The organism is Arthrobacter sp. SAFR-044 (assembly GCF_051965175.1).
Lineage (GTDB): Bacteria > Actinomycetota > Actinomycetes > Actinomycetales > Micrococcaceae > Arthrobacter.
The window spans coordinates 55,876-82,044 of record NZ_JBQCMK010000012.1; the positions used below are offsets into that span (position 1 = coordinate 55,876).

Sequence of the window (26,169 nt, forward strand, 5' to 3'; positions counted from 1 at the left end):
ACTGTTGCCCTCCGGTGATGACCGGAACATGACAGCAACATGGACGGGATATGACGTACTTTCCGGAGGGGATCGCGAATCAGCGCGGATCGTGACGCTTTTTTGGACTGCCAAGCCGCTGGTTTCTGCCAAGCTTAAGGAACTATGGCGCACGCACATCACAAGATTGATTCCCACACTGTCGACTTCAAGGTGCCCCCGGTGGTCCTGGAGCTCGGGCAGCGCTTCGTGGACGCCGGCCACGAGTTGTCCCTGGTGGGCGGTCCCGTGCGTGACCTGTTCCTGGGCCGGACCTCCCCCGACCTGGACTTCACCACTGACGCCACGCCGGACCAGACCGTGGCGCTGATCAAGAAGTGGGCGGACAACTTTTGGGAGATCGGCCGGGCGTTCGGCACCATCGGCATGCGCAAGGCCGGTTTCCAGATCGAAATCACCACGTACCGGGCCGAGGCCTACGATCCGGACTCCCGCAAGCCGGTAGTGGCATTTGGCTCCTCGTTGACCGATGACCTGCTGCGCCGCGACTTCACCATCAATGCCATGGCGCTGAAGCTGCCTTCCATGGAGCTGGTGGATCCCTTTGGCGGCGTGCGTGACCTCCACGCGTCCGTGCTGGCCACGCCGGGCGCCCCCGAGGCTTCCTTCTCTGATGATCCGTTGCGGATGATGCGGGCGGCCCGGTTCGCCGCCCAGCTGGGCGTTTCCGTCCGCGATGATGTCCGGGATGCCATGACCAACATGGCCGACCGGATCAAGATCATCTCCGCGGAGCGGGTGCGGGATGAACTGGTCAAGCTGGTCTGCGGGGCCCGGCCGCGGACAGGTATTGACCTCCTGGTGGACACGGGACTGGCCGAGCACGTGCTGCCCGAGGTGTCCGCCCTCCGCCTCGAGTCCGACGAGCACCACCGTCACAAGGACGTCTACCAGCACTCCCTGCAGGTCCTGGAACAGGCCGCGGAGCTGGAAACGGACGCGGAGGGCCCCGTTCCCGGGCCGGACTTCGTGTTGCGCTTTGCGGCATTAATGCACGACGTCGGGAAGCCGGCTACGCGCCGTTTTGAACCGGGCGGCGCGGTGAGCTTCCGCCACCACGACATGGTGGGTGCCAAGCTCACCAGCAAGCGCATGAAGGCATTGCGGTTCGACAATGACACCACCAAGGCCGTATCAAGGCTGGTGGAGCTCCATATGCGCTTCTACGGCTACGGCGACGCCGGCTGGAGTGACTCCGCCGTCCGGCGCTACGTCACGGACGCCGGGCCGCTGCTGGAGCGGCTGCACCGGCTGACGCGCTCGGACGTCACCACCAGGAATCAGCGGAAGGCCGAACGACTGGCCTTCGCCTACGACGACCTTGAGTCACGGATTGCCGTCCTGCGTGAACAGGAGTCCCTGGACGCGGTGCGCCCGGATCTGGACGGCGCGCGGATCATGGCCCTGCTGGACCTTAAACCCGGACCTGTTGTGGGGCGCGCCTACAAGTTCCTCCTTAATGAGCGGATGGAACACGGCCCGCTGCCCGCCGAAGAAGCGGAGGCGCGCCTGCTCCGCTGGTGGGCCGAACAGCCTGAATCAGCACCTGCCGGACCTGGGGCCGAAGCCCCTCCCGCCGTCGTCGAACCTTCACCCGTTGAGGAGTCCAAGTGACCAATCCCGCCCTTGCCCCGCGCCCCCAGCTCTGGATCCTTCGCCACGGTGAGACCGAATGGTCCAAGAGCGGACAGTACACCGGGCTCACCGACCTTCCTTTGACCGTGGAAGGTGAGCAGCAGGCCGTGGAGGCCCGCAAGGTGCTGGACGGTGTCGATTTCGACCTGGTGCTCACCTCCCCGCTGCGGCGTGCGCGGCGGACAGCCGAACTGGCAGGTTTCCCCGATGCCCGGCACGAGCCGCTTGCAGTGGAGTGGAACTACGGCGACTACGAAGGCATCAGCTCCGACCTGATCCGCAAGGACAACCCCGACTACCTGATCTGGACCCACGGCGTGCCCAACGGTGAAACGCTGGATGAGGTCGCCGCCAGGGCGGACAAGATCATCGGCCGGATTTTGGAATCCGGGATGGACAACGTGCTGATCGTGGCGCATGGGCATTTCTCCCGGATCCTGACCGCCCGCTGGCTGGAATTGCCGCCCACGGAAGGGCGGCACTTTGTCCTGGGGACGGCGAAGGTCTGCACCCTGGGATGGGATAAGAAGACTCCTGCAATTGTCCGCTGGGGCCTGTAAACGTTACTTTTCGGGAAGTTTTACTTTTTCCCGGTAAATTGCTGGTAATTTACGGAATCCTGCGGTACTTTTATTCCTGACCCCACGGTGATCCACTTGGGCTCCAGACCGCATTGCAATCCACGCAGCGGACAGCAGAAAAGGAGGTTGGGATAATGATGACTTTGACTGGCGAATGGAATGCCCGCATCAATGCGTTCCCGGCCTTTGCTGATTCCGCACGCGTTGCCCCGGTCAATGCCGGCACGGGTGGGCCTGTCACCCTCCCGGTCCAGCTGCGGCGACGCTAGCCCGCACCGGCCTTCCCTGCCAGGACTGCCGCTGCGGTATCCGCCCAGCTCCTACCGACTGCGGACCGCTGCGATTCCCCGCTGACTCCGTGAAACAGCTCTTGGCGTAGCCCGTGCCCTGCCTTCGAACGGTCCTCCTCGGAGAACCTGGCATTTGGCTTTTACAGTTCCCCAACAGCTTGTTTTGTAGCCGGCCCTGTTTAATTGCGCTGACTTAATTCACTGATTTCCTTTTTGGAATTCCCGCACCGCTTTAGCATGCCCTTTTGCGCCCGACAACGGTGCTGATTTACGGTGCCCTTTTTCATTCCTGATTATCAAAGAAAGGAGGTGGTTCCCTTGATACGACGAATCCTGGTTCTCCTGTCCCGGCCTCTGCAGCGCCGCAGTTCCCTGAACAGTGCCCTGCTGGAGCAGCACCGGAACGACGTGTTCGTGCTGATGCACCAACAGTTGGGCGGACTGCGCTGACAGGCGGCCCCGAACCTGGGGGAAGGGGCCGGCTGTAAGCTCGATCCCATGCACGAGACCCAGCCGCCGGAGGATTCACGACGGCCCCGCATCGTGGTGCCCAGCCGCAGTGATTCCCTGCTGCGGAATTTCACCGAGGTGATCGGCGGTCCGCTGGGGACCAGGGCTGATCCCGGTGCGGTCACATCGGGCATCTTCACCGTGGAGCGGGTACTCATTGCCCTCACGGCACTGGCAGCCCTGCTGGGGATCCTGCTCAAGGGCTACTGCAGGGCCAACGGGTGGGCGACGCCCACACAGTTCTATGCCACCTGCTACTCGGACTTCCCGGAGCTGTTCCGGAACCGCGGCATGGCGGCCGGAATCTTTCCCATCCTGGGCAGCGGCAGCCAGTTTGAATACCCGGTGCTCATCGGTTTAATCGCGGGGCTGACGGCATGGCTGGTGCCAGGTGGGGATGTTAACGCCCAGGCGCTGGCCTACTTCGACATCAACGCCGTGCTGTTGGCTGCCGTGGCGATGCTCACCGTGGTGGTGGTTGCCCGTATGCCAGGCCGCCGTCCCTGGGACGCCGCCATGGTGGCGGTGGCGCCGGGAATCGTGCTGGCCGGAACCATCAACTGGGACCTTTGGGCTGCGTGCCTGCTTGCGTTGGGGATGTACTTCTTTGCCCGGCAGCGCCTCGTTCCCGCCGGAGTGATGATCGGCCTGGCAACAGCCACCAAGGTGTATCCGCTCCTGGTGCTGGGGGCCATCCTGCTGCTTGCGGTGCGCACCGGAAGATGGCGCCCGCTGCTGGTAACCGCCGGCAGCGCGACTGCCACGTGGCTGGTGGTCAATCTGCCCTTCGCTGTCGCCAACCCATCGGGTTGGGCGTATTTCTTCCAGTACAGCGCCGATCGGGGTGCCGGTCACAGCTCAGCCTGGTTCGCCTACAACCTTGTGGCTGACAGGCTGGGCTGGTCCGGGCTTGGTGCCGAAGGCGTCAGCGTTCTGTCCGCGGGACTCTTTGTGCTGGCCTGCGGCGGGATTGCCGCTGTTACCCTGACGGCACGCCGCCGCCCACGGCTGGCACAACTCGCATTCCTGGTTGTGGCTGCCTTCATCCTGACCAGCAAGGTCTATTCGCCGCAGTACGTCGTGTGGCTCATTCCGCTGCTGGCCCTTGCCAGGCCGCGGTGGCGGGACTTCCTGGTGTGGCAGGGCATCGAAGCCCTGCATTGGGCTGCGATCTGGATGTACCTTGGTCAGGTGACCAGCGCAGGTTCCTCCCAGCACAACCTGGACATGCCCTATTACGTCCTCGCCGTAGCCGCGCACATGGCCGCGGTGGGCTACCTCATGGCACGGGTCGTCTGGGATATCTACGACCCCGCGTACGACCCCATCCGCCGGCACCATCTTGATGATCCGCACGGCGGCCCTTTCGCGAATGCGCCGGACCGCTTTCGGTTGAATCCATTCCGGCCGGGCGCCTCGCTCCTTCCTCCGAAAGCAAGGTCCCATGCCTGATGTCGCGGTAGTAGGCTCCGGTCCCAACGGACTTTCGGCAGCAGCGGTCATGGCGCGGGCCGGACTGTCAGTGGAGGTCTTCGAGGCTGCAGCCAAAATCGGCGGTGGCACCCGGACCACGGAGCTGATGCGGCCGGGGTACTTCCATGACGTTTGCTCCGCGGTGCATCCAATGGCCGTTGCATCCCCTTTCTTCCGTGCCTTCGAGCTGCCCCGTCGGGTGGAGCTGGTCACTCCGGAAGTTTCCTTCGGTTCGCCGCTGGACGGCGGCCGCGCAGCGCTGGCCTACAAATCACTGGACAGGACAGCGGCGGAACTGGGGCAGGACGGACCCGCCTACCGGCGGCTTATGGAACCGCTGGTCCGGCATATCGACGATGTCATGGACTTCACGCAGAACCAGCTCCTCCGGATTCCCCGGAACCCCCTGGTGGCGGGGATTTATGGACTGCGGACCTTGGAACAGGGGACCGGATTGTGGAACGCCAGGTTCCGCGACGAACTTGCGCCGGCCCTCCTCAGCGGTGTGGCTGCGCACGCAATCTCCCATTTGCCCTCCCTCGCAGCCTCCGGAGCCGGACTCATGCTCGGCGCCCTGGGGCACGCCGGCGGCTGGCCCATCCCCCGCGGCGGCTCGGCAGCAATAGCGGCAGCGCTTGCCGATGACATCCGGGCCCACGGCGGCGTTATCCACACCGAAACCCCGATCGACCGGCTGGAACAGCTTCCGGCCTCCCGCACCACCCTGCTGGACGTGGCGCCCCGGGGGCTGCTGGACATGGCGGGGAACTCCCTTCCCGCCCACTACCGCAGGGCACTGGAGCGTTTCCGCTACGGCAACGGCTCCTGCAAGGTGGACTTCATCCTTTCCGGGCCGGTGCCGTGGCAGGCAGCCGGGCTATCCGACGCGGGGACGGTCCATGTGGGCGGCACGCGGGCTGAACTCGCGCGTTCGGAGAACGAGGTCAGTGCCGGACGCCACCCCGAACGGCCGTATGTGCTCGTGGCGCAGCCGTCCCGCTTCGACTCCAGCCGCGCACCGGAAGGCCGGCACGTCCTGTGGACCTACTGCCATGTGCCGTCCGGCTCGACGAAGGACATGACCAGCCAGGTGGTGGCCCAATTGGAACGGTTCGCGCCGGGCTTCCGCGACCTGGTGGTGGAATCACATGTCATCACCGCGGCGGAGCTGGCTGAGTACAACCGCAATTACATCGGTGGCGACTTCAGCGCCGGTGTGATGGACGTCCGCGGGCTTGTCCAGAAACCGGTGGTTTCCCCCGTCCCGTGGCGGACCCCGCTGCTGGGTGTCTACCTCTGCTCGTCGTCAACACCTCCTGGCCCCGGGGTCACGGGCATGCCCGGGATGCACGCGGCAAAGCACGCCCTCAAGGACATCTTCAAGTTGCCGGTTCCGGCATTGGGGCTTTCCTAGGTTCCGGTGGGTTGGTTTACACCCCCGGGGTGGCGCCGCAGCAGGACGGCCCGGGGGATAATGGCGCCATGGGGAAATCAACAAAACTTTCGCTTGCCATAGCTGGGCTCATCCTTGGTACCTCGCTGGTGGCCTGCGATGACGGAAAATCCGGGGCGGAAGCCGCGGCCCAACAATTGGCCGGCGCGGTCTCGGCGCTGGACGTAGGGTCTGTGGCTTTCGAAGGCAAGGACGCCGCAGCGGCCAACGACCAGCTGCACCAGGTTTTCGCCGCCCTGGATCCGCAAAAGCCCGCGGTCCAGTCCGGCGCACTCACGCTGGACGGGGACAAAGCCTCCGCACCCTTGAACTACACCTGGAAGTTCGGCGATGCCGAGTGGAAATACACCATTTCGGCGAACTTCAAGAAGTCCGGTGACAAGTGGCTCACCGTCTGGGACCCGGCTATCCTGGCCCCCGGCCTCGCGGACAGCGAGATCGTGACCAAGGGATCCCAGTCCCCCCAGCGCGCTGACATCCTTGGTGCCGGTGACGTCCCGCTGGTGACCTACCGTCCCGTGGTCAATGTGGGTATCGACAAGCCCCAGCTGGGTGCCGCAGACCCTGCCGAGTCCGCAGGCAAGCTGGCGGCACTGGTAGGGGTGGACCCGGCCGCCTATGTGCAGCAGGTCAAAGCGGCCGGCGCGCAGGCCTTCGTTCCAGCGATCACGCTGCGTGAAGAAGGCCGCACTATCTCCGATGAGCAGATCCAGGCCATTCCCGGCGCCCGCGGGATTCCGGCATCGATCCCCCTGGCCCCGAGCAGGACGTTTGCCCGCGCGGTCCTTGGCTCGGTGGGTGAAGCCTCCGCGGAGCAGATTGAGGCATCAAACGGCGCCCTGCTCCCCGGTGATGTCACGGGCATCGGCGGGCTCCAGCAGCAGTATGACGAACAGCTTCGCGGATCAGACGCCGTCGTGATCCGCGCGCAGCGGGCAGACCTGACCCGCGAACAGATCCAGTCCGCGGGAACGGATCCACGGCGCGTCCTTTTCCAGGTGGCGCCCAAGCCAGGGACGCCGCTGAAGACCACGCTCGATCCCCGGCTGCAGTCGCTGGCCGAAACCACGTTGGAAAAAGTGGGTCCGGCATCAGCGATCGTGGCCCTCCGTCCCTCCACCGGTGCCGTGCTGGCCGCAGCCTCGGGGCCGGGCAGCAACGGCTACAACACGGCCATGCTGGGGCAGTACGCCCCCGGCTCCATCTTCAAGATGGTGGATTCCCTGGCGATGTTCCGCAACGGAATGACTCCGGACTCCACCGTCCAGTGCACCCCGACGCTCACAGTGGACGGACGGACCTTCAAGAACTCCGAAGGCTACCCCGAAACCTCGCTGGGCGCAGTCACACTGCGGGACGCCTTTGCGCACTCCTGCAACACCGCCTTCATCTCACAGCGCGACGCGGTTTCACAGGGCCAGCTTGAAGCCGCCGCCACGTCCATGGGGGTGGCGGTCGAGGCGCCCAAACTTGGTGCGGAAGCCTTCCTGGGGTCCGTTCCCGGCCAGGCCCAGGGCACGGAACACGCCGCTTCCATGATCGGGCAGGGCAAGGTGCTGCTGTCGCCCCTGGCCGCTGCGATCATGGCCGGATCGGTGGCCAAGGGCGCCCCGGTCTCGGCGCAGCTGGTCCTGAATCCCGACGACGGTGCTCCCGCCGTCGGGACCACAGCAGGCTCCACCGCTCCAGCAGCCGAAGCATCGGCGACGGCCACCGCTGAGGCGCCCTCCACGGCGTCGGACAAGCCCATCACCGCAGCGGAGGCGGCAGCGCTGGCCGACATGATGCGCGCCGTGGTCACCTCCGGGCATGCAGGCTTCCTTTCCAGCGTCCCCGGTGCTCCGGTGGGCGCCAAGACCGGAACGGCCGAGTTCGGCACCGAAAATCCGCCCAAGACCCACGCCTGGATCGTGGCCGTCCACGGAGACCTGGCCGTGGCCGTGTTCGTCGAGGACGGCGGCCTGGGCGCCACCACGTCAGGCCCCCTCCTGAAGCAGTTCCTCACCGCCGCGGGCTAAGGACGGGCGTGGGAAGATTGACGGCGTGGCCCATATTGACGTTTCCGGCATTGACTACTTCCTCTCCGACGGCACCCAGCTCCTGAACGGGGTGACCTTCAAGGTTCCGGACGGCACCAAGACCGCCCTGATCGGGCCCAACGGAACGGGCAAGACAACCCTCTTCCGGATCATCGCCGGGGACCTGGTTCCGGATGAAGGCGTCATTGGGCGCTCCGGAAACATGGGCATCATGCGCCAGTTCGTGGGCCAGGTACGGGACGGTTCCACCGTCCGGGACCTCCTGGTGTCCGCTGCTCCCCCGGCCCTCGCGGCAGCCGCCCGCGAGGTGGATGAAGCCGAGACGGCCATGCTGGAGCACGACGACGAGTCCACCCAGATGCGGTATGCCCAGGCGATCGTGGACTGGGGCGATGCCGGTGGCTACGACGTCGAAACTGTCTGGGACGAGGTCTGCATGGCCGCGCTGGGACTCCCTTTTGACCGCGCGCAGCACCGCCCGGCGTCGACCCTTTCCGGCGGCGAGCAAAAGCGCCTGGTGCTGGAGGCACTGTTCGCCGGCCCGGACGACCTCCTGCTCCTGGACGAGCCGGACAACTACCTGGACGTCCCCGGCAAGCGCTGGCTGGAGGAAAAACTGAATGACTCAAAGAAGACGGTCTTCTTCATCAGCCACGACCGTGAGCTGCTGAACAACGCTGCCGGCCGGATTGTCACCCTGGAGCCCGGAATCAACGGAGCCGCGGCATGGATCCACGGCGGTGGCTTCGGCTCCTATGTCGAGGCCCGCGCGGACCGGAACGCGCGCTTCGAAGAACTGCGCAAGCGCTGGGACGAGGAGCACATCAAGCTCAAGGAACTCGTCAACATGTACAAGAACAAGGCCGCGTTCCGCTCCGATATGGCCAACCGGTACCACGCCGCCCAGACCCGGCTGGCAAAGTTCCTTGAAGTTGGGCCACCCGAGGCGCTGCCCATTGAGCAGAATGTCCAGATGCGGCTCAAGGGCGGCCGGACCGCCAAGCGCGCCATCGTGGCGGAACGACTGGAGCTCACCGGGCTGATGAAGCCGTTTTCCACCGAGGTGTGGTTTGGTGACCGCGTCGGCGTGCTCGGATCCAACGGGTCCGGCAAGTCCCACTTCCTCCGGCTGCTCGCCACCGGCGGCACCGACCCCGAACGCGAACACCTGCCGGTCTCTGACGTCGAAATAGCGGAGGTCCCGCACGAAGGGACCGTGAAGCTCGGGGCGCGGATCAGGCCCGGCTTCTTCGCGCAGACCCATGTCCGCCCCGATCTGCTGGGCAAGACCCTGCTGGAAATCCTGCACCGCGGCGACGAGCACAGGTCTGGGCTGGGCCGCGAGGCCGCAGCAGGCGCCCTTGATGGCTACGGCCTTGCGGGCCAGTCGGAGCAGAAGTACGAGTCCCTCTCCGGTGGCCAGCAGGCACGGTTCCAGATCCTGCTCCTGCAGCTCAGCGGTGCCACCCTGCTCCTGCTGGACGAGCCCACGGACAACCTGGACCTGCATTCAGCCGAAGCCCTGGAGCGCGCCATCGACCACTTCGAGGGGACGGTCCTCGCGGTCACCCACGACCGCTGGTTCGCCCGGACCTTCGACCGGTTCCTGGTGTTCGGCTCGGACGGAAAAGTGTACGAGTCGGCGGAACCGGTGTGGGACGAACAACGGGTAGAGCGTATTCGCTGAGGTGTCCATCCTCCGTGATCAAATGATCAAGAGTTGATAGCATTTGATCATGAAGACGGATGAGCGGCACCGGACCATTGCCGACGTCCTGCGGCACCGGCCAGAGGTGAGCGTCGAAGAGCTGATGCAGGCGTGCGGCGCTTCCGGTGCCACCATCCGCCGCGACCTGGAGGTACTCGCCGGCCACGGTGTGCTTCGAAGGGTCCACGGCGGGGCCAGGAGTTTGATAGGGCAGGGGCAAAACCCTGGGTACGGACAGCGGGAGCTGGAGGAACGGGACGGCAAGAAGCGGATTGCGGCTGCCGTCGCCGGCCTCCTGGCCGACCGCGAACACGTCTGGCTCGACAGCGGAAGCACCGCCACCGCGGTGGCGCGGGCCGTGGCAGGCAGGGAGCTGACGCTGATGCCCATGTCGCTCCAGGCCCTCAACGCGGCGGCTGAAGGGGACGGTGCCGAGGGCTCACGCCCGGCGCTGCTGTTGCCCGGGGGCAGCGTGGTACCCGGCGAACTCTGTTTCCGCGGACCCTTGGCCGAGTCCAATATCAGGTCGCTGCGCTTTGATACCGCAGTGCTCACGCCCTGTGCCGTGGACTTCAAGGATGGCCTCCTTGCCCACGATCTTGAAGATGCAGCAGTCAAGACAGCCGGCCTGGAATCAGCAGGACGTGTGGTGGTGGCCGCCTCAGCCGCGAAGTGGCAGGCCCATGCCCGTGTGGTCGTTGCCGCCCTGGCCCGGGTGGACGTCATCGTCACGGACCGAAAATTCAGCGCACAGGACAAAGCCGAACTCGAAAAATACTCAGTGGAAGTAGTGAGCGTATGAGCACCAATACCGGTACGGAACAGCAGGCAGGATTGAAGGCCGCCGCCGTGGCCACCTTCGTGGTTTTCGGAATCAACGGACTTGTTTTTGCCAGTTGGGCCGCCAGGATCCCCTCAGTCACCCAGACGCTGCAGATCACCTCCGGCCAAATGGGCACGCTGCTTCTCTGCACGGCTGTGGGCTCCCTGCTCGCGCTGCCCACCGCCGGCCTGGTGGTGGGCAGGATAGGAACGGCCAACACCGTGCGCTTTGCCGGGCTCCTCGCGGCGGCCGCGGGAGTGGGCATTGCCGTGTCACTCCTGGCCACGTCCATTCCCGGGACCGCGGTGTCCCTGTTCTTCTTCGGCATTGGTATTGGCCTCTGGGATGTGGCACAAAACATCGAAGGGGCCGACGTGGAGCATAAGCTCCGCCGGACCGTCATGCCCCAGTTCCACGCGGCCTTCAGCGGCGGGGCTTTCGTAGGCGCCCTCGTGGGGGCGGGTCTGTCAACCCTGGGCGTGGACCTGCCGCTGCATCTCCTGGTGATCGCAGCCGTGGTGGTGCTGGTGGCACTGACCGTGCCGCGTTACTTCCTTCCGCATATATCGACTGCCCCCCTGGAAGGGGAGCCGAAACCGGCTAAGGGACCGTCGGCGTGGCGGGACAGCCGGACCCTGCTCATCGGTGTGGTGGTACTGGGCGCCACCCTGACCGAAGGGGCCGGCAACGACTGGATAGCCAAGGCCTCCGTGGACGGGCTTGGCACCTCCGAATCAACCGGCGCCCTCATGTTTGCCTTGTTCGTCCTGGCAATGACCGCGATGCGGTTCCTTGGCGGCCGGGTCATCGACAAGTACGGACGGGTGGCGGTACTTCGGGCCAGCATGGCAGCCGCCGCCGCAGGACTGGGCCTGTTCGTGCTGGCATCCAACATCTGGGGGGCCGGAATCGGTGCGGCCCTCTGGGGAGTGGGTGCCGCCCTGGCCTTCCCGATGGGCATGTCCGCGGCCTCCGACGACCCCAAGCACTCCGCGGCCCGCGTGTCCGTCGTATCCACTTTGGGGTATATATCATTCCTGGCAGGCCCGCCTTTGCTCGGCTACCTCGGGGACCTCACCGGCATCCACACCGCACTGCTGGCAATCATGGCGCCGATCCTGGTGGCGCTGCTCCTTGCCGGCGCGGCCAGGCCGCTGCCCGTGGGGCAGGAGCCTGCCGAGCGGGAGTAGCTGATGGGGTTAGGGTGATCAGATGCAAAGCACCAGGCCACGGGGCCGGACGTGGATCAGCAGCCTCGATAGATACCTTTTAAGACATGTATCCAGCCTGCCCGGAGGCAATCACGACGTCTTTTTCCGCCGCCTGTCTGCCTCTGCCAACCAAGGCAAGCTGTGGATGGGAGCGGCAGCGGTCATGGCGCTCTTCCCGGGAAAAACGCGGAGGGCTGCGCTGCATGGCCTGATCGCCCAGGGCGTGGCATCCGCCGTCACCAACGTGGTGTTCAAGACCCTGCTCCCCCGGACACGCCCGTTGCCCGAGCATCTGCCCGTTTTCCGTTTCGTGCATCCGCAGCCCAAGAGTTCCTCCATGCCGTCGGGGCACTCGGCGTCAGCTGTGGCGTTCGCGGTGGGGGCAGGCCTGGTCCGCCCGGCTTTGGGCGCCGCCCTGGCCCCGGCCGCCCTGGGTGTGGCCTATTCAAGGGTTCACACCGGCGCGCATTGGCCTTCGGATGTCCTGTTCGGGTCGGCGCTGGGTGCCGGCGCTGCCTTGGTGACCCGTCACTGGTGGCCTGTCCGGCCGCCCATCCCGCAGATATCGCGCGCGTGGACCAACGCCCCTGTGCTGCCGGACGGTGAGGGACTCAGCATCGTAGTGAACACCTTGGGTGGTTCCTTCAAGGAGGAAACCGCGTCAGCGCTGCAGGAAGTATTTCCAAAGGCGCATATAAATACCGTGCAGCCTGACGAAGACCTGGTGCAGCGCATCGCCGCCACTGCCGACTTTCCAGGCACCCTGGCCCTGGGTGTGTGGGGCGGTGACGGGACGGTGGGCGCGGCGGCCGCTGCCGCCGTCGAACGCTCCATTCCCCTGCTGGTCCTGCCAGGCGGGACCCTGAACCACTTTGCGCGGGATGCCGGCACGGGCAGCCTGAAGGACGCGGTGGAGGCCGCCAGCAAGGGTGAAGCCGCCCTGGCGGACCTCGGCGTGGTCACCGCGGAGCGCGGACTGGCCGGAAACCCGGAGGTGTCGGAGCTGGTCATGCTGAACACTTCCAGCGTGGGTCTTTACCCGAATTTTGTGCGGCGCCGGGAGCACCTTCGGCCGGCACTCGGGAAGCCGTTGGCCGGCGTTGTGGCCATGTTCCGGACCTTCGCTGCCGGCACCCCCATCACGCTCACCGTGGACGGCGTCCGGCACAAAGTGTGGATCGCGTACCTGGGGCGGGGCCGCTTCTATCCGCGGGACCATGCGCCCTTGATTCGGCCCGTGATGGATGACGGGGTTCTGGACGTCCGGCTGATTACCGCTGACGAATCGTTCGCCCGGCTCCGGCTGCTGTGGTCCGTACTGACGGGGACTGTGGCAAGTTCCAGGATCACGCACCTGCGGGAAGCCAGGGAAGTGGGGATCGACGCCGGCGGGGCGCCCATGGCGCTGGCAGTGGACGGAGAAGCGCTGGCCGGCGTGCGCAAAGTGGCCTACGCGGTGCGGCCCAGGGCGCTGAGGTACTACTCGCCCCGCCGGTAGCGCTGCCGGCAGAGTGGATGGCTACCCTGATTCTCCCCTGAATCATCCCTGAAAGCGGCGAAAAGCGGCGGCGGCCTCGGTACCGTGGGGAAGGTATCCGCACCCGCAGCGTCTGCAGCCGTCCGCTGCCGTTCAAAGGATGATTCATGATCGAGGTAAACGGGCTGACAAAGGTCTATGGCGCCAAAACCGCCGTGGCCGGTGTCAGTTTCACCGTCAGGGCAGGGCAAGTCACCGGCTTCCTGGGACCCAACGGGGCAGGAAAATCCACCACCATGCGCATGATCATGGGGCTGGACCGGCCGACGTCGGGGTCCGCCAGGGTAAACGGCCTGCCCTACGCTCAGCACAAGGCACCGCTGCGGGAGGTGGGTGCCCTGCTTGATGCCAAGGCCGTACACACTAGCCGCAGCGCCTACAACCACCTGCTGGCCATGGCAGCCACCCACAGCATCCCCAAAGCCCGGGTGCATGAGGTGATCGAGATGACCGGACTGGAAGCGGTGGCGCGGAAGAAGGCCGGCGGGTTCTCCCTGGGGATGGGCCAGCGCCTGGGTATCGCTGCCGCCCTGCTGGGGGATCCGCAGACCCTCATCCTCGACGAACCCGTCAACGGCCTGGACCCTGAGGGCGTGGTCTGGGTGCGGAATCTGGTCCGGTACCTCGCCGGGCAGGGGCGCACCGTATTCCTCTCCAGCCACCTCATGAGCGAGATGGCACAAACGGCAGATCATCTGATCGTCATTGGCCGCGGCCGGGTCATTGCGGATGCCCCCATCCGGGACATCATTACCGGCAAGGGCCAGTCCCGGGTCCGTGTCCGCACCGACCAACCCGACCGCCTCCATCAGCTGCTTGCCGTACGGGGTGCGTCCGTCGAGGTTCCGGAACGGGAGCTGCTCGAAGTAGCAGGCCTCGAACCAAGGGCCATCGCAGCCACCGCCTTGGAAAACCAGGTCATGGTGTATGAACTTACGCCCCTGGTTGCCAGCCTCGAGGAGGCATATATGGAGCTGACCAAGGACGACGTCGAATACCACTCACTGCCCGCTGCGGAGGTAAGTCACTCATGAGCACCACGACCACCGAATCCATGCCTCCGCGCGAGCCGGTACCCTCCCCCGCCGTGCCGGGCTCCCGCAACACCGGACGGTCCCTTCCCGGCCCCACCTTTATCCGGGTCCTCAACTCTGAGGTCATTAAGTTCCGGAGCCTTCTCTCCACGTTGATCCTGCTCGCCTCCACCGCTGTGGTCATGGTCGGCTTTGGCGCGTTGTCTGCATGGGGCACGGGCCAGTTCGCCGATGCGGCCAACCGGGACCCGCAGGCTGCGGCCCGGATGGCATCCCAGGGCGGAGACCTTGCCGTCAGCGTGCCCACGTCAGGGATCGCCTTCGCCCAGCTGATCCTGGGGTCCCTTGGCGTACTGCTGATGAGCTCGGAATTCACCACCGGAATGGCGCGGTCCACCTTTGCAGCGGTACCCCGGCGCCTCCCGGCCTTCGCTGCCAAACTGGTGGTGGTGATGGGGACATCCTTCGTGGTTACCGCCGTCTCCACCTGGGTGGCGGGACTGGTGGCAGTGCCCATCCTGGACAACTATGGCCTCAAGCTGGACCTGGGCAGTTCGCAGTCCGTGAAGCTCCTCCTGGTCAACAGCGTCTATGTGGCAGCCGTGGCCGCCATCGGCATGGCCCTGGGTACGCTGATCAGGAATTCAGCCGGCGGCATTATGAGCCTGGTGGGCATCTTCTTTGTGGCCCCCATCGCGTTCCAGCTCATCCCAGGGGACTTCTTCAAGGAGGCGCGTAAGTACCTGCCAGGCAACACCGTGGAACCGCTGACGGCGGCCCAGCACGTCCCGGATACCTTGGAGGCATGGCAGGCCGGAATGGTCCTGGGTGCCTGGGTGGTCATTCCCGTCCTGCTCGCCGCCGTCCTGTTGAAACGCCGGGACGTGTAGCCCCCTCCTCTTTCCGCCACCCCGCCGGGCGCGTGGTTTCGGGCACATTACAAATATGCCTGAAAGGCAACTTTTATTGCTCCTTGGTGTTTCCGCTTGGAGTGCCGTCCTGTTGGCGGGAATCAGATCTGTTGGACTGCACAAAGCAGGGCGCATAATGGCGGATCTAGGGTGAAACAACGATGTGGTGCATCACACGGTCCGCCGGGGTCCACCAAGGTACGTCGCTCAACCCATGCTATTTCCCAACAGGACGGCGCTTCCATGCATGCTGACCAGCAACTTTCAAAGTCCCTGAAACCCAGGCACCTGTCCATGATCGCCATCGCCGGCGTCATCGGTGCAGGCCTCTTCGTCGGCTCGGGGGCAGCCATCCAGCAGGCCGGCCCGGGCATCCTCGTGGCGTACGCGGCCGCCGGGCTGGTGGTCATCCTGGTGATGCGCATGCTCGGCGAGATGGCTGCAGCAAACCCTGAGACAGGCTCCTTCTCCACCTATGCAGACAAGGCGCTGGGGCGCTGGGCCGGGTTCAGCATCGGCTGGCTCTACGCGTGGTTCTGGATCATCGTCCTGGGCATCGAGGCCACCGCCGGCGCCGCCATCATGCACCGGTGGGTGCCGGGCATTGACCAGTGGGTTTGGGCCTTGGTCCTCATGGTGCTGCTGACGCTGACCAACCTCGGCTCCGTGAAGTCCTACGGCGAGTTCGAATTCTGGTTCGCCTCCATCAAGGTGGCGGCAATCGTCCTCTTCCTGCTCTTCGGCGCCGCCGCCATCCTGGGCCTCGTCCCCGGGGTTCCCGCTCCCGGACTGAGCAACCTGATCAACAACGGCGGATTCATGCCCAACGGCCCGGGTGCTGTCCTGGCCGGCATCCTTGTGGTGGTCTTCTCCTTCTTCGGTGCCGAGATCGCCACCATCGCAGCAGGCGAATCCGAAAACCCCGTTGATGCCGTGAAGAAGGCCGTGAAGTCGACCGTGTGGCGCATCCTGGTCTTCTACATTGGCTCCATCGCCGTTGTTGTCACGCTGCTTCCGTGGAACTCCGCCTCCGTGGCCAAGAGCCCGTATGTGGCGGTCATCGAACTGTTCGGCATCCCCGGCGCAGGAACCATCATGGACGTCGTGGTGCTGACCTCGGTCCTCTCGTGCCTGAACTCCGGCCTCTACACCGCCAGCCGCATGCTGTTCTCACTTTCCACCCGTGGTGACGCCCCCCGCTCGTGGACCCGCATCTCCCGCCGCGGCGTTCCCGCTGCTGCTGTCCTTGCCTCCACGGTGGTCGGTTTCGTCACCGTGGGCCTGAACTACATTGCACCGGACACCGTATTCCTCTTCCTGGTAAACACCTCCGGCGCCATTGCCCTGTTCGTGTGGCTGGTCATCTCGGCCTCGCAGCTGGTCCTCCGCCGGCGGATGGGTGCCGCAGCCAAGGACCTGCAGCTGAAGATGTGGCTGTTCCCGTACCTCACCTGGGCAGCGATAATCAGCATCGTGGCCCTGCTCATTGGCATGGTGATCGTGGAATCCACGCGGGAATCCCTGCTGCTGTCGTTGGCATTGGCCGCCGTGGTTGTGGCAGTGGGCGTGCTCCGTTACCGCCGAAAGGGTGCAGAGGGCGCTGGCCAGCCCGCCGTTGCAGCGGAGGCTGCCCCGGCACCGGCTGAGTAGGCGCGGCACTAGACTCGGGACCATGCCTTTGCCTTCCTCTGCCGCAGACCACGTCCAGGACCTTGGCGCGTATGTGAGCGCATCGCCGTCGAGCTTCCATGCTGCGCATGAGGGTGGCCGGCGGCTCGAGGAAGCCGGATTCATCCGCCTGGATGAACTGCAGCCCTGGGAGGGCGGTGCCGGATCATTTTTCGTGATCCGCGACGGGGCGCTGGTCGCGTGGGTGGTCCCGGAAGGGGCGGGACCGGCCACGGGGTTCAACATCCTCGGCGCGCACACCGATTCGCCGTCGTTCAAACTCAAGCCCAAACCCACCACGGGTGCCCACGGCTGGCTGCAGGCCGGGGTGGAAATTTACGGTGGACCGCTGCTGAATTCCTGGCTGGACCGCGAACTTCGGCTCGCGGGCCGGCTGGTGATGCTCGATGGCACGCAGCACCTCGCGGCCACCGGACCGCTGCTGCGCTTCCCCCAGCTGGCCATCCACCTGGACCGGGCGGTGAACGAGGGTCTCACCCTGGACAAGCAGCGGCACATGAACCCCGTCTGGGGCCTGGGGAATCCCACGGACTCGGACCTGCTGGGCGTCCTGGCCGCTTCGGTTGCCGGCGCTTCCGTCGATCCGGGGCAGATCGGCGGGTACGACGTCGTCATTGCGGACACGCAGATACCGGCAGTTTTCGGGGGTAAGGGGGAGTTCTTCGCATCCGGGCGGCTGGACAACCTTTCGGCCACGCACGCCGGCCTGGCGGCACTGATTGACCACGCCGGTTCCGCAGGCGCCGGCGGTCCCATTGCGGTGCTCGCTGCCTTCGACCACGAGGAAATCGGGTCCAACTCCCGTTCCGGTGCGTGCGGACCCATCCTGGAAGACATCCTGGTGCGCATCTCCGACGGCCTGGGTGCAACGGTGAGCCAGCGGCGCCAGGCCCTGGCGGCGTCCTTCTGTCTCTCTGCCGACGCCGGCCACGCAGTGCATCCGAACTACCCCGAGCGGCATGATCCCGCCAACCACCCCGTGCTGAACGGCGGCCCGCTGCTGAAGATCAATGCAAACCAGCGCTACGCCACGGATGCCTGCGGTGCGGCGTTCTGGGCGCGGCTCTGCGGTGAAGCCGGGGTACCGTACCAGGAATTCGTTTCCAACAACGTGATGCCCTGCGGTTCCACCATCGGTCCGCTCACCGCCACCCGGCTCGGGATCCGGACCGTCGACGTGGGCGTGCCGCTGCTGTCCATGCACTCCGCCCGCGAGCTGTGCGGTGTGGAGGATCCCCTTCGCCTGGCTGCCGTTACGGAGCTGTTTTTCGGGACTGCGGCGTAGTTCCTTTCCTGCGATAGGTACCCCCGCACAGTTGATGTGGGGACCCACATAGGTAGCCCCTATTCTCCTGATGGGGGTATTTCCAACACCTACGGTTGAAAACACGGATGCCGTTGGGCATGCGGTCCAGGTTCCGGGCGGCATGCCAGGTCCTCGCAGGCCTGCCGACTGATGGCGCCCGTTGACAACTGACCGATGCGACAGGTGCTGTGCCGGTAAGCCGGCGCTGGCTGGAGTGGGGAGTGCAGACCCCGGTTCCGGCCCACGGGCCCCTGCGCTGTGAGCCCTGGAGCTGGAATGACATCTGCACTTGGACGCATGCCCCGCCGCATTTACAAAATCGGGATGGCCGGGTTGGTGACTTCGCGGGCAACATCGGGCCTTGCAGGACCACTGAACCGGACTGTTACGCTCGGCGGCGTCCGGGTGGACCTGATGAGCCGTGAAAGCGCCCTGGCGGCCATCATGGAACGTGCCGCAGGTGGCGCCGCAGTGCCCTTGGGCGTCGTGTCGGCGAACCTGGACCACGTGAACCATTTCGGGACCGGCAGCCGGTGGGAAGGAACTCTGGGCATACCAGCGTTGGAGTGGCTGACCCTGCTTGACGGTGCCCCACTGGTGGCCAAGGCGGAGGAGCTCACAGGGCAGCGGTGGACCCGGCTTGCAGGGAGTGATCTGATCGAGCAGGTCCTCGATGAAGCCACGGTACAGGGGCGGTCCATCGGGTTTTTGGGCGGGAGCCGGGAAACACATCAATTGGTTGCAACCCGACTCGCAGCAGAGCGGCCCGCCCTTCGCGTGGCGGGGTGGTGGGCTCCCCCCCGTGAAGTGCTAACTGATTCCGCCGCCTCCACGGCCTTGTGTGCAGAGATCCGCGCTGCCGGAGCGGAGATACTGGTGGTCTGTTTGGGTAAACCACGCCAGGAGCTCTGGATCCGGGAGTATGGGAAGCAAACCGGGGCCAATGTGCTGCTTGCTTTCGGGGCCGTCATCGATTTCCTCGGTGGCCACATACAGCGCGCTCCGGCCCCCATCAGCAACATGGGCCTTGAATGGGCTTGGCGGCTGGCCATGGAACCGCGACGGCTTGCCAAACGATACGTTATCGAAGGACCGGAAGCCTACCTGAAGCTCCGTCGCCACAGTGCAGATGGAGCCCCGGGCACCCCAACTGACGGTGTCCCTGAAACCCTATCCGGTGCGATTCGCGAAGACCGAAGCAAGGCTGCCGGCTTCGCACATGCCGACGAACACGCGGACGTTGCCGCCCTGGTGGTGACCTACAACAATGGCGCGGACGTTTGTGAGCTGCTGGAGAGCCTCCGGCTTCAGACACGGGACCAGTCCATCAAGGTAGTGGTTGCGGATAACTCACCGAACCCGGCGACGCTTTCCTGCCTGGGGCAGTTTCCCGGTGTGACCGCTTTCGCTACCGGGGGGAACCTCGGGTACGCGGGCGGCATCAATGCGGCCTACGCGAAAGCGGGAAGTGCGGACGCATACCTGGTCCTGAATCCCGATCTCAGCCTTTGTCCGGATGCGGTCCGGACCCTTCGGGAATCCATGAGGAGTACCGGTGCGGGAGTGGTGGTGCCGTTGTTGCGGGACGATGACGGAAGCGTTTACCCCTCCCTTCGCCGGGAGCCGAGCATTTCGCGCGCGTTGGGTGATGCCCTCTTCGGAAGTAGGTTCCAACGGCGTCCGGGATGGCTCACGGAGATCGACTTCGATGTGGAAAGTTACGCCCACCCGCACAAGGTGGACTGGGCCACGGGGGCTGCGCTTCTGATCCGGTCCGACATCGCTGAACAGGTCGGCAACTGGGACGAATCCTACTTCCTGTACTCGGAAGAGACTGACTACCTGCACCGCGTCCGGGACCTCAAGGCGGCCGTCTGGTTCGAGCCTCGGGCAGCCATGGTTCACTCCCGTGGTGCATCCGGGAGTTCACCTTCCCTCGATGCACTGATGGAAGCTAACCGCATCCGGTATGCACGCAAGTACCGTCGGACGGGGTATGCGCGGTTCTTTCGTGCCGCCGTCCTTCTTGCTGCCATGCTGCGGGCTCCACTGCCGGGTCACAGAGGGATCCTGGGTCTGATTGCCTTGGAATCCCGGTGGGCCGATTTGCCGCACGCTGTCGCTTACCCGTGCCGTGCGGAGCAGGAACAGGAGTTCCCTTTCGGCTCGGTGATCATTCCGGCGCACAACGAAGCTTCGGTACTGGGACGGACGCTCGAAGCGCTCAAGGCGCCCATAGCCAGCGGGAATGTGGAAGTGATAGTTGCCTGTAACGGATGCACGGATGGGACAGAAGCAGTGGCTGGTTCCGTACCCGGCGTTCGGGTTATCTGTGTGGAGGAGGCGTCCAAGACTGCTGCCCTCAACGCCGGGGATCAAGCCGCTGGCAGTTGGCCGCGGTTGTATCTTGACGCCGACATTGAGGTACCGGCGGCGGCGCTCCGTGCCACGTTGGCGGCACTGGCTGACGACGACGGGCCTCTGTGCGCCCGGCCGGCATTCGCTTATGACACTGCGGGCGCTTCATGGGCGGTTCGCGCCTACTACAGAGCACGCAACCGACTTCCCCAAGCAACGGCATCGATGTGGGGGGCCGGGGTCTACGGCCTAAGCTGCAGGGGACATGAACGGCTGGCGGAATTCCCGCCCGTCACGGCCGACGACTGCTACGTCGACCGACTGTTCGCGGCCTCCGAAAAGGCCACCATTGCCGGCCAACCGGTGATAGTACGCACCCCGCGGACCGCCGGCGCACTGCTCTCCACCCTGAAGCGCGTGTATAGGGGGAACTCCCAACTCCGCGATATTCCAGGTGCCCATGCGGGACGGACGGCGGGGCAACTAGCCCAGACAATCAAGGGTCCCAGCTCGGCGATGGATGCCATAGTGTATGCCGCTTTCGCGCTGGCCGGCCGTGCCGCCCGACGCCGCAAGAGCCCAGCCTGGGAGCGGGATGAAAGCAGTCGGAATTATGGATTATAGTCCCCGGGAGCCGGCTGTGGTTGAAATCCCAGAAGTACCCATGAAGTTCTAATTCTACATTTCTAAATGGCCGCATATTCGTACAAAGCGATGGGCGGGCATCTGTCGCCAAACGGCTATTCATGTCTCGAATTGGAGTTATAGTGTTTGCGAAATCAGGGCCCTTTAAAGGCAGGCTGCGTTCGGCAGTGAGTTTTTCCGTACTATTTCTTGTCGCCACGATGTTGTCTTTTAGTTCGACGCTTTCCCAGGCGCCGGCGGCTCACGCAGATGCCTGCACGCCGCCCGTTGCCAGCGCCATCGCCTGTGAAAACTCGTTGCCTGGCACGCCCTCCTCGGACTGGGAAGTTGCGGGATCCGGCGACTCGTCAATCCAGGGTTATGGAACGTCGATGAGCCTCAACCTGGGCGAAACCATCAGTTTCAAGATCAAGACAACGGCCAGCGCCTACCACATCGACATTCTCCGATTTGGCTACTATCAGGGAGATGGAGCGCGAAAGGTCGCCGCAAATATCCCACTCGCAGTAAAGTTGCCGCAGTCCCAGCCCGCCTGCCTGACCCAGTCGGGAACGGGCTTGGTCGACTGCGGGAACTGGGGAATTTCAGCGACTTGGACTGTTCCGGCGTCGGCCGTCTCGGGGGTGTACTTTGCCCATCTCGTCCGAAACGATACGGGCGGCGACAGCATGATCCCGTTCGTGGTCCGGAATGACGCCGGCAAGAGCGGCATGGTGGTGCAAACCTCCGACACGACGTGGCAGGCCTACAACACCTACGGCGGCAACAGCCTTTACCAATGCACGATTGCGTGCCCTACTGGCAATCCGCAGGCTTACAAGTCGGCGTTCAAGGTGTCCTACAACAGGCCGTTCCTCTCCACAGGCGACCAAGGTCACAGTTGGCTGATGGACACCGAGTACCCGATGATTCGCTTCCTGGAGGCGAATGGATACGACGTCAGCTACATAAGCGGGCTTGACACTGCAACGCGCGGCCCCCTGCTGCTCAACCACAAGATGTTCATGTCCTCCGGGCACGATGAATACTGGAGCGGAACACAACGAACCAACGTGGAGGCCGCCCGGAATGCAGGAGTCAACCTGGCATTCTTCAGCGGTAACGAGGCGTTCTGGCGGACCCGTTGGGAGGCTTCGATTGATGGCAGCCAGACGGCCGGCCGTACCCTCGTGTCATATAAGGACACCCACTACAACGCGCCCGTAGACCCTGTGGAATGGACCGGGACCTGGCGCGACCCACGCTTTGGCACGTCGTCCGGGGGCGGAAACCCGGAGAACTCCTTGACCGGGCAGTTCTTCCTGGTTAATTCCGGTTCCGCGGACATCAAGGTTCCGGCCCAGTATGCAGGGATGCGGATCTGGCGTAACACAGCAGCTGCCAAGCTGACCGGAACGCAGTCACTTACCCTCGGAAGCGGCTTGGACACGCTGGGTTACGAATGGGACGTTGACGCTGACAACGGTTTCCGCCCCGCCGGCGCCTTCAAGTTGTCGTCCACCACGGTGTCCGTGCCCGAGGCGTTCACTGACTACGGCAGTACCACTGCCGCGTCCTCCCAAACTCACAACTTGATCATGTATCGGGTTCCCAGCGGCGCGCTTGTTTTTGGCGCCGGCACTGTCCAGTGGGCCTACGGCCTGGACAACTTCACCATTCCCACCAGCACTCCCGATAAGAACATGCAGCAGGCTACCGTCAACCTGTTCGCCGACATGGGTGTCCAACCAACCACCCTGATGACGGGACTGGTGGCCGCTTCAAAGTCCACCGATACCATCAGTCCTGTATCGACCATCACATCGGGCCTGAACGGCCAGACCCTGGCCGATGGCTCCAGCGTCACCGTGTCAGGAACGGCGTCCGATGTCGGCGGGGTTGTCGCCGGCGTCGAAGTCTCCACCGACGGGGGAACCACTTGGCGCCCGGCAACCGGCACCACCAACTGGACCTACACGTGGACGGTCCACGGCAGCCCGGCCGTGGCCGTGAAGACCCGCGCCACGGACGACTCAGGGAATACCGAGGTGCCGGGGTCCGGTGCTTCGGTTAACGTTTCGTGCCCCTGCTCGATCTTCGGGTCCAGCATGATTCCCGACAGGCCGGATTCCGGCGACGGCGGAAGTGTGGAAGTCGGGATGAAGTTCACCGCTCAGACCGCGGGAACCGTCACCGGCGTTTCCTTCTACAAGTCGAGCTTGAACAAGGGAACGCACGTCGGCAGTTTGTGGACGTCGGGTGGAACCCGGCTGGCCACGGCAACCTTCACAGGTGAGACGGCAACCGGCTGGCAAACGGTCACCTTCGCCACCCCCGTGGCCATTACGGCAAACACCACGTATGTGGTCTCCTACTTCGCTCCGCAGGGACACTATGCGCAGGCAGCCGGCTTCATGTATCCAAACCCGTCGCCCATGCCGGCCGGGCACTCATCCTTGGACAGCGGAGTGCTGCACGGGCTGAGGAACACCCCCACCTCGGGCAACGGCGTCTACACCTACGGGGCCAGCAGCGTATTCCCGCAGTCCTCGTACAACGCCGAGAACTACTGGGTGGACGTCAAGTTCGTTCCGTCGGCATCGGTGCCGCCCGCAGTCTCTTCAACGGACCCTGCCAATGCCGCCACCAACGTCGCAATCGCCAAAACGCCGTCAGCCACCTTTAACCAGGCCGTGACGGCCGGCAGCATCACGTTTACGCTGAAGAAGCCGGACAATTCGGCGGTTGCGGGCACCGCCGCCTACAGCTCAGGCACCGTCACCTTCACCCCCTCTGCCGCACTGGCCTACAACACCACGTACACGGCGACCGTCAACGGCGCGACCAATGCGGCCGGGCAAACCATGGCCAGCCCCTACAGCTGGACGTTCACCACCGGGGCACCGCCTCCCGCTCCGGCCGTCAGCAGTACTTCGCCAGCCGGCCAGGCCACTGGCGTACCCCTCTCCGTGACACCGGCAGCGACGTTCAACCAGGCAGTGGTGCCCACTTCGGTGGTCTTCAGCGTGCTGGATCCGTCCCTGAACTCGGTGCCGGGGACAACCAATTACAGCTCCGCAACCAACACCTCCACTTTTGTGCCCAGCAGCCCGCTGGCGTACAACGCCACCTACACGGCAACCGTCAGCGGTGCCACGAACAGTTCCGGCCAAGCGATGGCAAGCCCATACTCCTGGACATTCACCACCACCACCGCACCTGTTCCGCCCGCAGTGACGTCAACGCTGCCAGCAGATAAAGCCACGGCAGTTGGTGTCAATACGGCGCCGAGCGCAACGTTCAACCAGGTGGTCAGCGCCAATAGCATTACTTTCACCCTCCAAGCCGGGACCACCAGCGTGACTGGTACCAGCAGCTACTCGGGGAACACAGTGACGTTCACGCCGGGCTCCGCCTTGGCCTACAACACCACCTACACGGCGACTGTCAGCGGGGCCACAGACGCGGCAGGCCAGGCAATGACCGCGCCATACAGCTGGACCTTCACCACGGTGGCCCAGCCCACGGCAAACTGCCCATGCAGCGTGTTTGCCGCGGCCGCACTGCCCGGAACCATCGACCAGCCGGACGGATCGTCCGTTGAACTCGGGATGAAATTCCGCTCGGACATTGCCGGGAACGTTACCGGTGTCCGCTTCTACAAGAGCTCCCAGAACACCGGGACGCATACCGGAAAGCTCTGGACAAGCGGAGGACAGTTGCTGGCGAGCATCACCTTCACCGGAGAGTCAGGTTCCGGCTGGCAGCAGGCAAACTTCTCCACGCCCGTGGCCATCCAGGCGAACACGACCTATATCGTTTCGTACTATGCACCCAATGGCCACTACTCGGCGGACGGAGCCTTCTTCACGAAAGGTGTGGACAGCTATCCACTTCACGGCCTTGCCAGCGGGGTGGATGGACTCAACGGCGTGTACCGCTACGGTACGTCCGGCTTCCCATCCAGCAGCTACAACAATGCCAACTACTGGGTTGATGTGGTGCTGAACGGATCCAGTTCGTCCACTGTGCCAACGGTGTCATCCACATCCCCGGCTGCCGGTGCAACCAACATCGCCACCTCCACTACGGTCAAGGCGACGTACGACAGGGCAGTTGACCCGAGCACTGTGGTCTTCAACGTCAAGGACGCGGCGAACGCGAACGTTCCGGGCACGCTCAGCTATGACACGTTGACCAACACCTCGGTGTTTACCCCCGCAGCTGCGCTGGCCTACAGCACAACATTCACCGCCACCGTATCCGGGGCCACGGGTAGCAACGGACTGGCCATGGCGTCCTCGTACACCTGGTCGTTCACGACAGCCCCGCAACCAACGGCGGGCTGCCCGTGTACCGTATTTGCCCCCACCGCGGCTCCATCCACCGTCACCGCCCAGGACAACTCATCAGTGGAACTGGGCATGAAGTTCACAGCGGACACCAACGCCACCGTAACGGCCGTCCGGTTCTACAAGGGACCCCAGAACACCGGCACACACGTCGGTAAGCTCTGGACCTCCGGAGGACAACTGCTGGGGTCCGTAACCTTCACCAATGAGGGCGCATCGGGTTGGCAACGGGCGACGTTCGCAACGCCAATTCCGATCAGCGCCAATACGGTCTACGTGGTTTCCTACCTGGCGCCCAACGGGTATTACTCGGCAGACGGTGCGTTCTTCGCCGGGAAGTCAGCGGACAGTGGCGTCCTCCACGGCTTGGCGGACGGTACCAGCGGTCCCAACGGCGTCTACGCCTACGGTGCAGGCGGGTTCCCCAGCAACACCTGGAACGCCACCAACTACTGGGTGGATGTGGAAGTCACCACCCCGTAGCAGGAGGGGATAACAGGCAGGGCAGCTCAAGGGCCCGCGGCGCAATCCGGTGTCGCGGGCCGAGCCCTGGCAGGGAGGTGGATGGGTCCTGAGGGTGCCATCCCTCACCACGA

General features: G+C 64.7%; 17 protein-coding genes. All 17 read left to right on the top strand.

Going from position 1 to position 26,169, the window contains the following annotated elements; all coding sequences use genetic code 11:
* Positions 1-144 precede the first annotated feature (144 nt).
* The 17 genes from ACTHQS_RS17150 (at position 145) to ACTHQS_RS17230 (ending at position 26,056) form a co-directional block, all read left to right on the top strand.
* The gene (locus tag ACTHQS_RS17150) at positions 145-1,653 is read left to right on the top strand and encodes a CCA tRNA nucleotidyltransferase (RefSeq protein WP_440171329.1); all 1,509 of its coding nucleotides are present in this window, start codon (positions 145-147) and stop codon (positions 1,651-1,653) included.
* Entirely contained in the window at positions 1,650-2,234 is a 585-nt protein-coding gene (locus ACTHQS_RS17155; RefSeq protein ID WP_141182849.1) for a histidine phosphatase family protein, read from the top strand. Before ACTHQS_RS17150 ends, ACTHQS_RS17155 begins: the two co-directional genes overlap by 4 nt.
* Positions 2,235-2,389: 155 nt before the next feature.
* Positions 2,390-2,524, top strand: coding sequence for a hypothetical protein (locus ACTHQS_RS17160; RefSeq protein WP_440171331.1), 135 nt, complete (start codon positions 2,390-2,392; stop codon positions 2,522-2,524).
* A 339-nt stretch (positions 2,525-2,863) separates the two neighbouring features.
* The gene (locus tag ACTHQS_RS17165) at positions 2,864-2,995 is read left to right on the top strand and encodes a hypothetical protein (protein WP_440171333.1); all 132 of its coding nucleotides are present in this window, start codon (positions 2,864-2,866) and stop codon (positions 2,993-2,995) included.
* A 48-nt stretch (positions 2,996-3,043) separates the two neighbouring features.
* Positions 3,044-4,507, top strand: coding sequence for a glycosyltransferase family 87 protein (locus tag ACTHQS_RS17170; RefSeq protein WP_440171335.1), 1,464 nt, complete (start codon positions 3,044-3,046; stop codon positions 4,505-4,507).
* A complete protein-coding gene (locus ACTHQS_RS17175; protein WP_440171337.1) occupies positions 4,500-5,942 on the top strand; it encodes a phytoene desaturase family protein in 1,443 nt (480 codons plus the stop codon). The genes ACTHQS_RS17170 and ACTHQS_RS17175 overlap by 8 nt, the downstream gene beginning before the upstream one ends.
* 68 nt (positions 5,943-6,010) lie before the next feature.
* A complete protein-coding gene (locus ACTHQS_RS17180) occupies positions 6,011-7,999 on the top strand; it encodes a penicillin-binding transpeptidase domain-containing protein (protein WP_440171339.1) in 1,989 nt (662 codons plus the stop codon).
* Positions 8,000-8,024: 25 nt separating this feature from the next.
* A complete protein-coding gene (locus ACTHQS_RS17185) occupies positions 8,025-9,707 on the top strand; it encodes an ABC-F family ATP-binding cassette domain-containing protein (RefSeq protein ID WP_440171341.1) in 1,683 nt (560 codons plus the stop codon).
* Between the two features lie 49 nt (positions 9,708-9,756).
* The gene (locus ACTHQS_RS17190; RefSeq protein WP_440171343.1) at positions 9,757-10,530 is read left to right on the top strand and encodes a DeoR/GlpR family DNA-binding transcription regulator; all 774 of its coding nucleotides are present in this window, start codon (positions 9,757-9,759) and stop codon (positions 10,528-10,530) included.
* Positions 10,527-11,741 carry an MFS transporter gene (locus tag ACTHQS_RS17195; protein WP_440171345.1) on the top strand — a complete coding sequence of 405 codons (1,215 nt, stop codon included), beginning with the start codon at positions 10,527-10,529 and terminating at the stop codon, positions 11,739-11,741. Before ACTHQS_RS17190 ends, ACTHQS_RS17195 begins: the two co-directional genes overlap by 4 nt.
* A gap of 22 nt (positions 11,742-11,763) precedes the next feature.
* Positions 11,764-13,260, top strand: coding sequence for a bifunctional phosphatase PAP2/diacylglycerol kinase family protein (locus ACTHQS_RS17200; protein WP_440171347.1), 1,497 nt, complete (start codon positions 11,764-11,766; stop codon positions 13,258-13,260).
* Positions 13,261-13,406: 146 nt separating this feature from the next.
* A complete protein-coding gene (locus ACTHQS_RS17205) occupies positions 13,407-14,333 on the top strand; it encodes an ABC transporter ATP-binding protein (protein ID WP_440171349.1) in 927 nt (308 codons plus the stop codon).
* On the top strand, positions 14,330-15,223 hold the full coding sequence (locus ACTHQS_RS17210) for an ABC transporter permease (RefSeq protein ID WP_440171351.1): 894 nt from the start codon (positions 14,330-14,332) through the stop codon (positions 15,221-15,223). The genes ACTHQS_RS17205 and ACTHQS_RS17210 overlap by 4 nt, the downstream gene beginning before the upstream one ends.
* Positions 15,224-15,487: 264 nt before the next feature.
* Positions 15,488-16,894 carry an amino acid permease gene (locus ACTHQS_RS17215; protein WP_440171353.1) on the top strand — a complete coding sequence of 469 codons (1,407 nt, stop codon included), beginning with the start codon at positions 15,488-15,490 and terminating at the stop codon, positions 16,892-16,894.
* Between the two features lie 22 nt (positions 16,895-16,916).
* The gene (locus tag ACTHQS_RS17220; protein WP_440171354.1) at positions 16,917-18,218 is read left to right on the top strand and encodes a M18 family aminopeptidase; all 1,302 of its coding nucleotides are present in this window, start codon (positions 16,917-16,919) and stop codon (positions 18,216-18,218) included.
* 297 nt (positions 18,219-18,515) lie between these two features.
* On the top strand, positions 18,516-21,221 hold the full coding sequence (locus ACTHQS_RS17225) for a WecB/TagA/CpsF family glycosyltransferase (protein ID WP_440171356.1): 2,706 nt from the start codon (positions 18,516-18,518) through the stop codon (positions 21,219-21,221).
* A 392-nt stretch (positions 21,222-21,613) separates the two neighbouring features.
* Positions 21,614-26,056: a DUF4082 domain-containing protein gene (locus ACTHQS_RS17230; RefSeq protein ID WP_440171358.1), complete on the top strand. Its 4,443-nt coding sequence runs from the start codon at positions 21,614-21,616 to the stop codon at positions 26,054-26,056.
* The last annotated feature ends 113 nt before the right edge of the window (positions 26,057-26,169 follow it).

Excerpts from the sequence above, each read along its gene's own strand:
- ACTHQS_RS17215 (WP_440171353.1), top strand. The coding sequence starts at position 15,488 with ATGCATGCTGACCAGCAACTTTCAAAGTCCCTGAAACCCAGGCACCTG.
- ACTHQS_RS17200 (WP_440171347.1), top strand. The coding sequence starts at position 11,764 with ATGCAAAGCACCAGGCCACGGGGCCGGACGTGGATCAGCAGCCTCGAT.
- ACTHQS_RS17150 (WP_440171329.1), top strand. The coding sequence starts at position 145 with ATGGCGCACGCACATCACAAGATTGATTCCCACACTGTCGACTTCAAG.
- ACTHQS_RS17170 (WP_440171335.1), top strand. The coding sequence starts at position 3,044 with ATGCACGAGACCCAGCCGCCGGAGGATTCACGACGGCCCCGCATCGTG.
- ACTHQS_RS17205 (WP_440171349.1), top strand. The coding sequence starts at position 13,407 with ATGATCGAGGTAAACGGGCTGACAAAGGTCTATGGCGCCAAAACCGCC.
- ACTHQS_RS17180 (WP_440171339.1), top strand. The coding sequence starts at position 6,011 with ATGGGGAAATCAACAAAACTTTCGCTTGCCATAGCTGGGCTCATCCTT.
- ACTHQS_RS17220 (WP_440171354.1), top strand. The coding sequence starts at position 16,917 with ATGCCTTTGCCTTCCTCTGCCGCAGACCACGTCCAGGACCTTGGCGCG.
- ACTHQS_RS17190 (WP_440171343.1), top strand. The coding sequence starts at position 9,757 with ATGAAGACGGATGAGCGGCACCGGACCATTGCCGACGTCCTGCGGCAC.
- ACTHQS_RS17160 (WP_440171331.1), top strand. The coding sequence starts at position 2,390 with ATGATGACTTTGACTGGCGAATGGAATGCCCGCATCAATGCGTTCCCG.
- ACTHQS_RS17175 (WP_440171337.1), top strand. The coding sequence starts at position 4,500 with ATGCCTGATGTCGCGGTAGTAGGCTCCGGTCCCAACGGACTTTCGGCA.
- ACTHQS_RS17230 (WP_440171358.1), top strand. The coding sequence starts at position 21,614 with ATGAGCCTCAACCTGGGCGAAACCATCAGTTTCAAGATCAAGACAACG.
- ACTHQS_RS17195 (WP_440171345.1), top strand. The coding sequence starts at position 10,527 with ATGAGCACCAATACCGGTACGGAACAGCAGGCAGGATTGAAGGCCGCC.
- ACTHQS_RS17210 (WP_440171351.1), top strand. The coding sequence starts at position 14,330 with ATGAGCACCACGACCACCGAATCCATGCCTCCGCGCGAGCCGGTACCC.
- ACTHQS_RS17225 (WP_440171356.1), top strand. The coding sequence starts at position 18,516 with ATGACATCTGCACTTGGACGCATGCCCCGCCGCATTTACAAAATCGGG.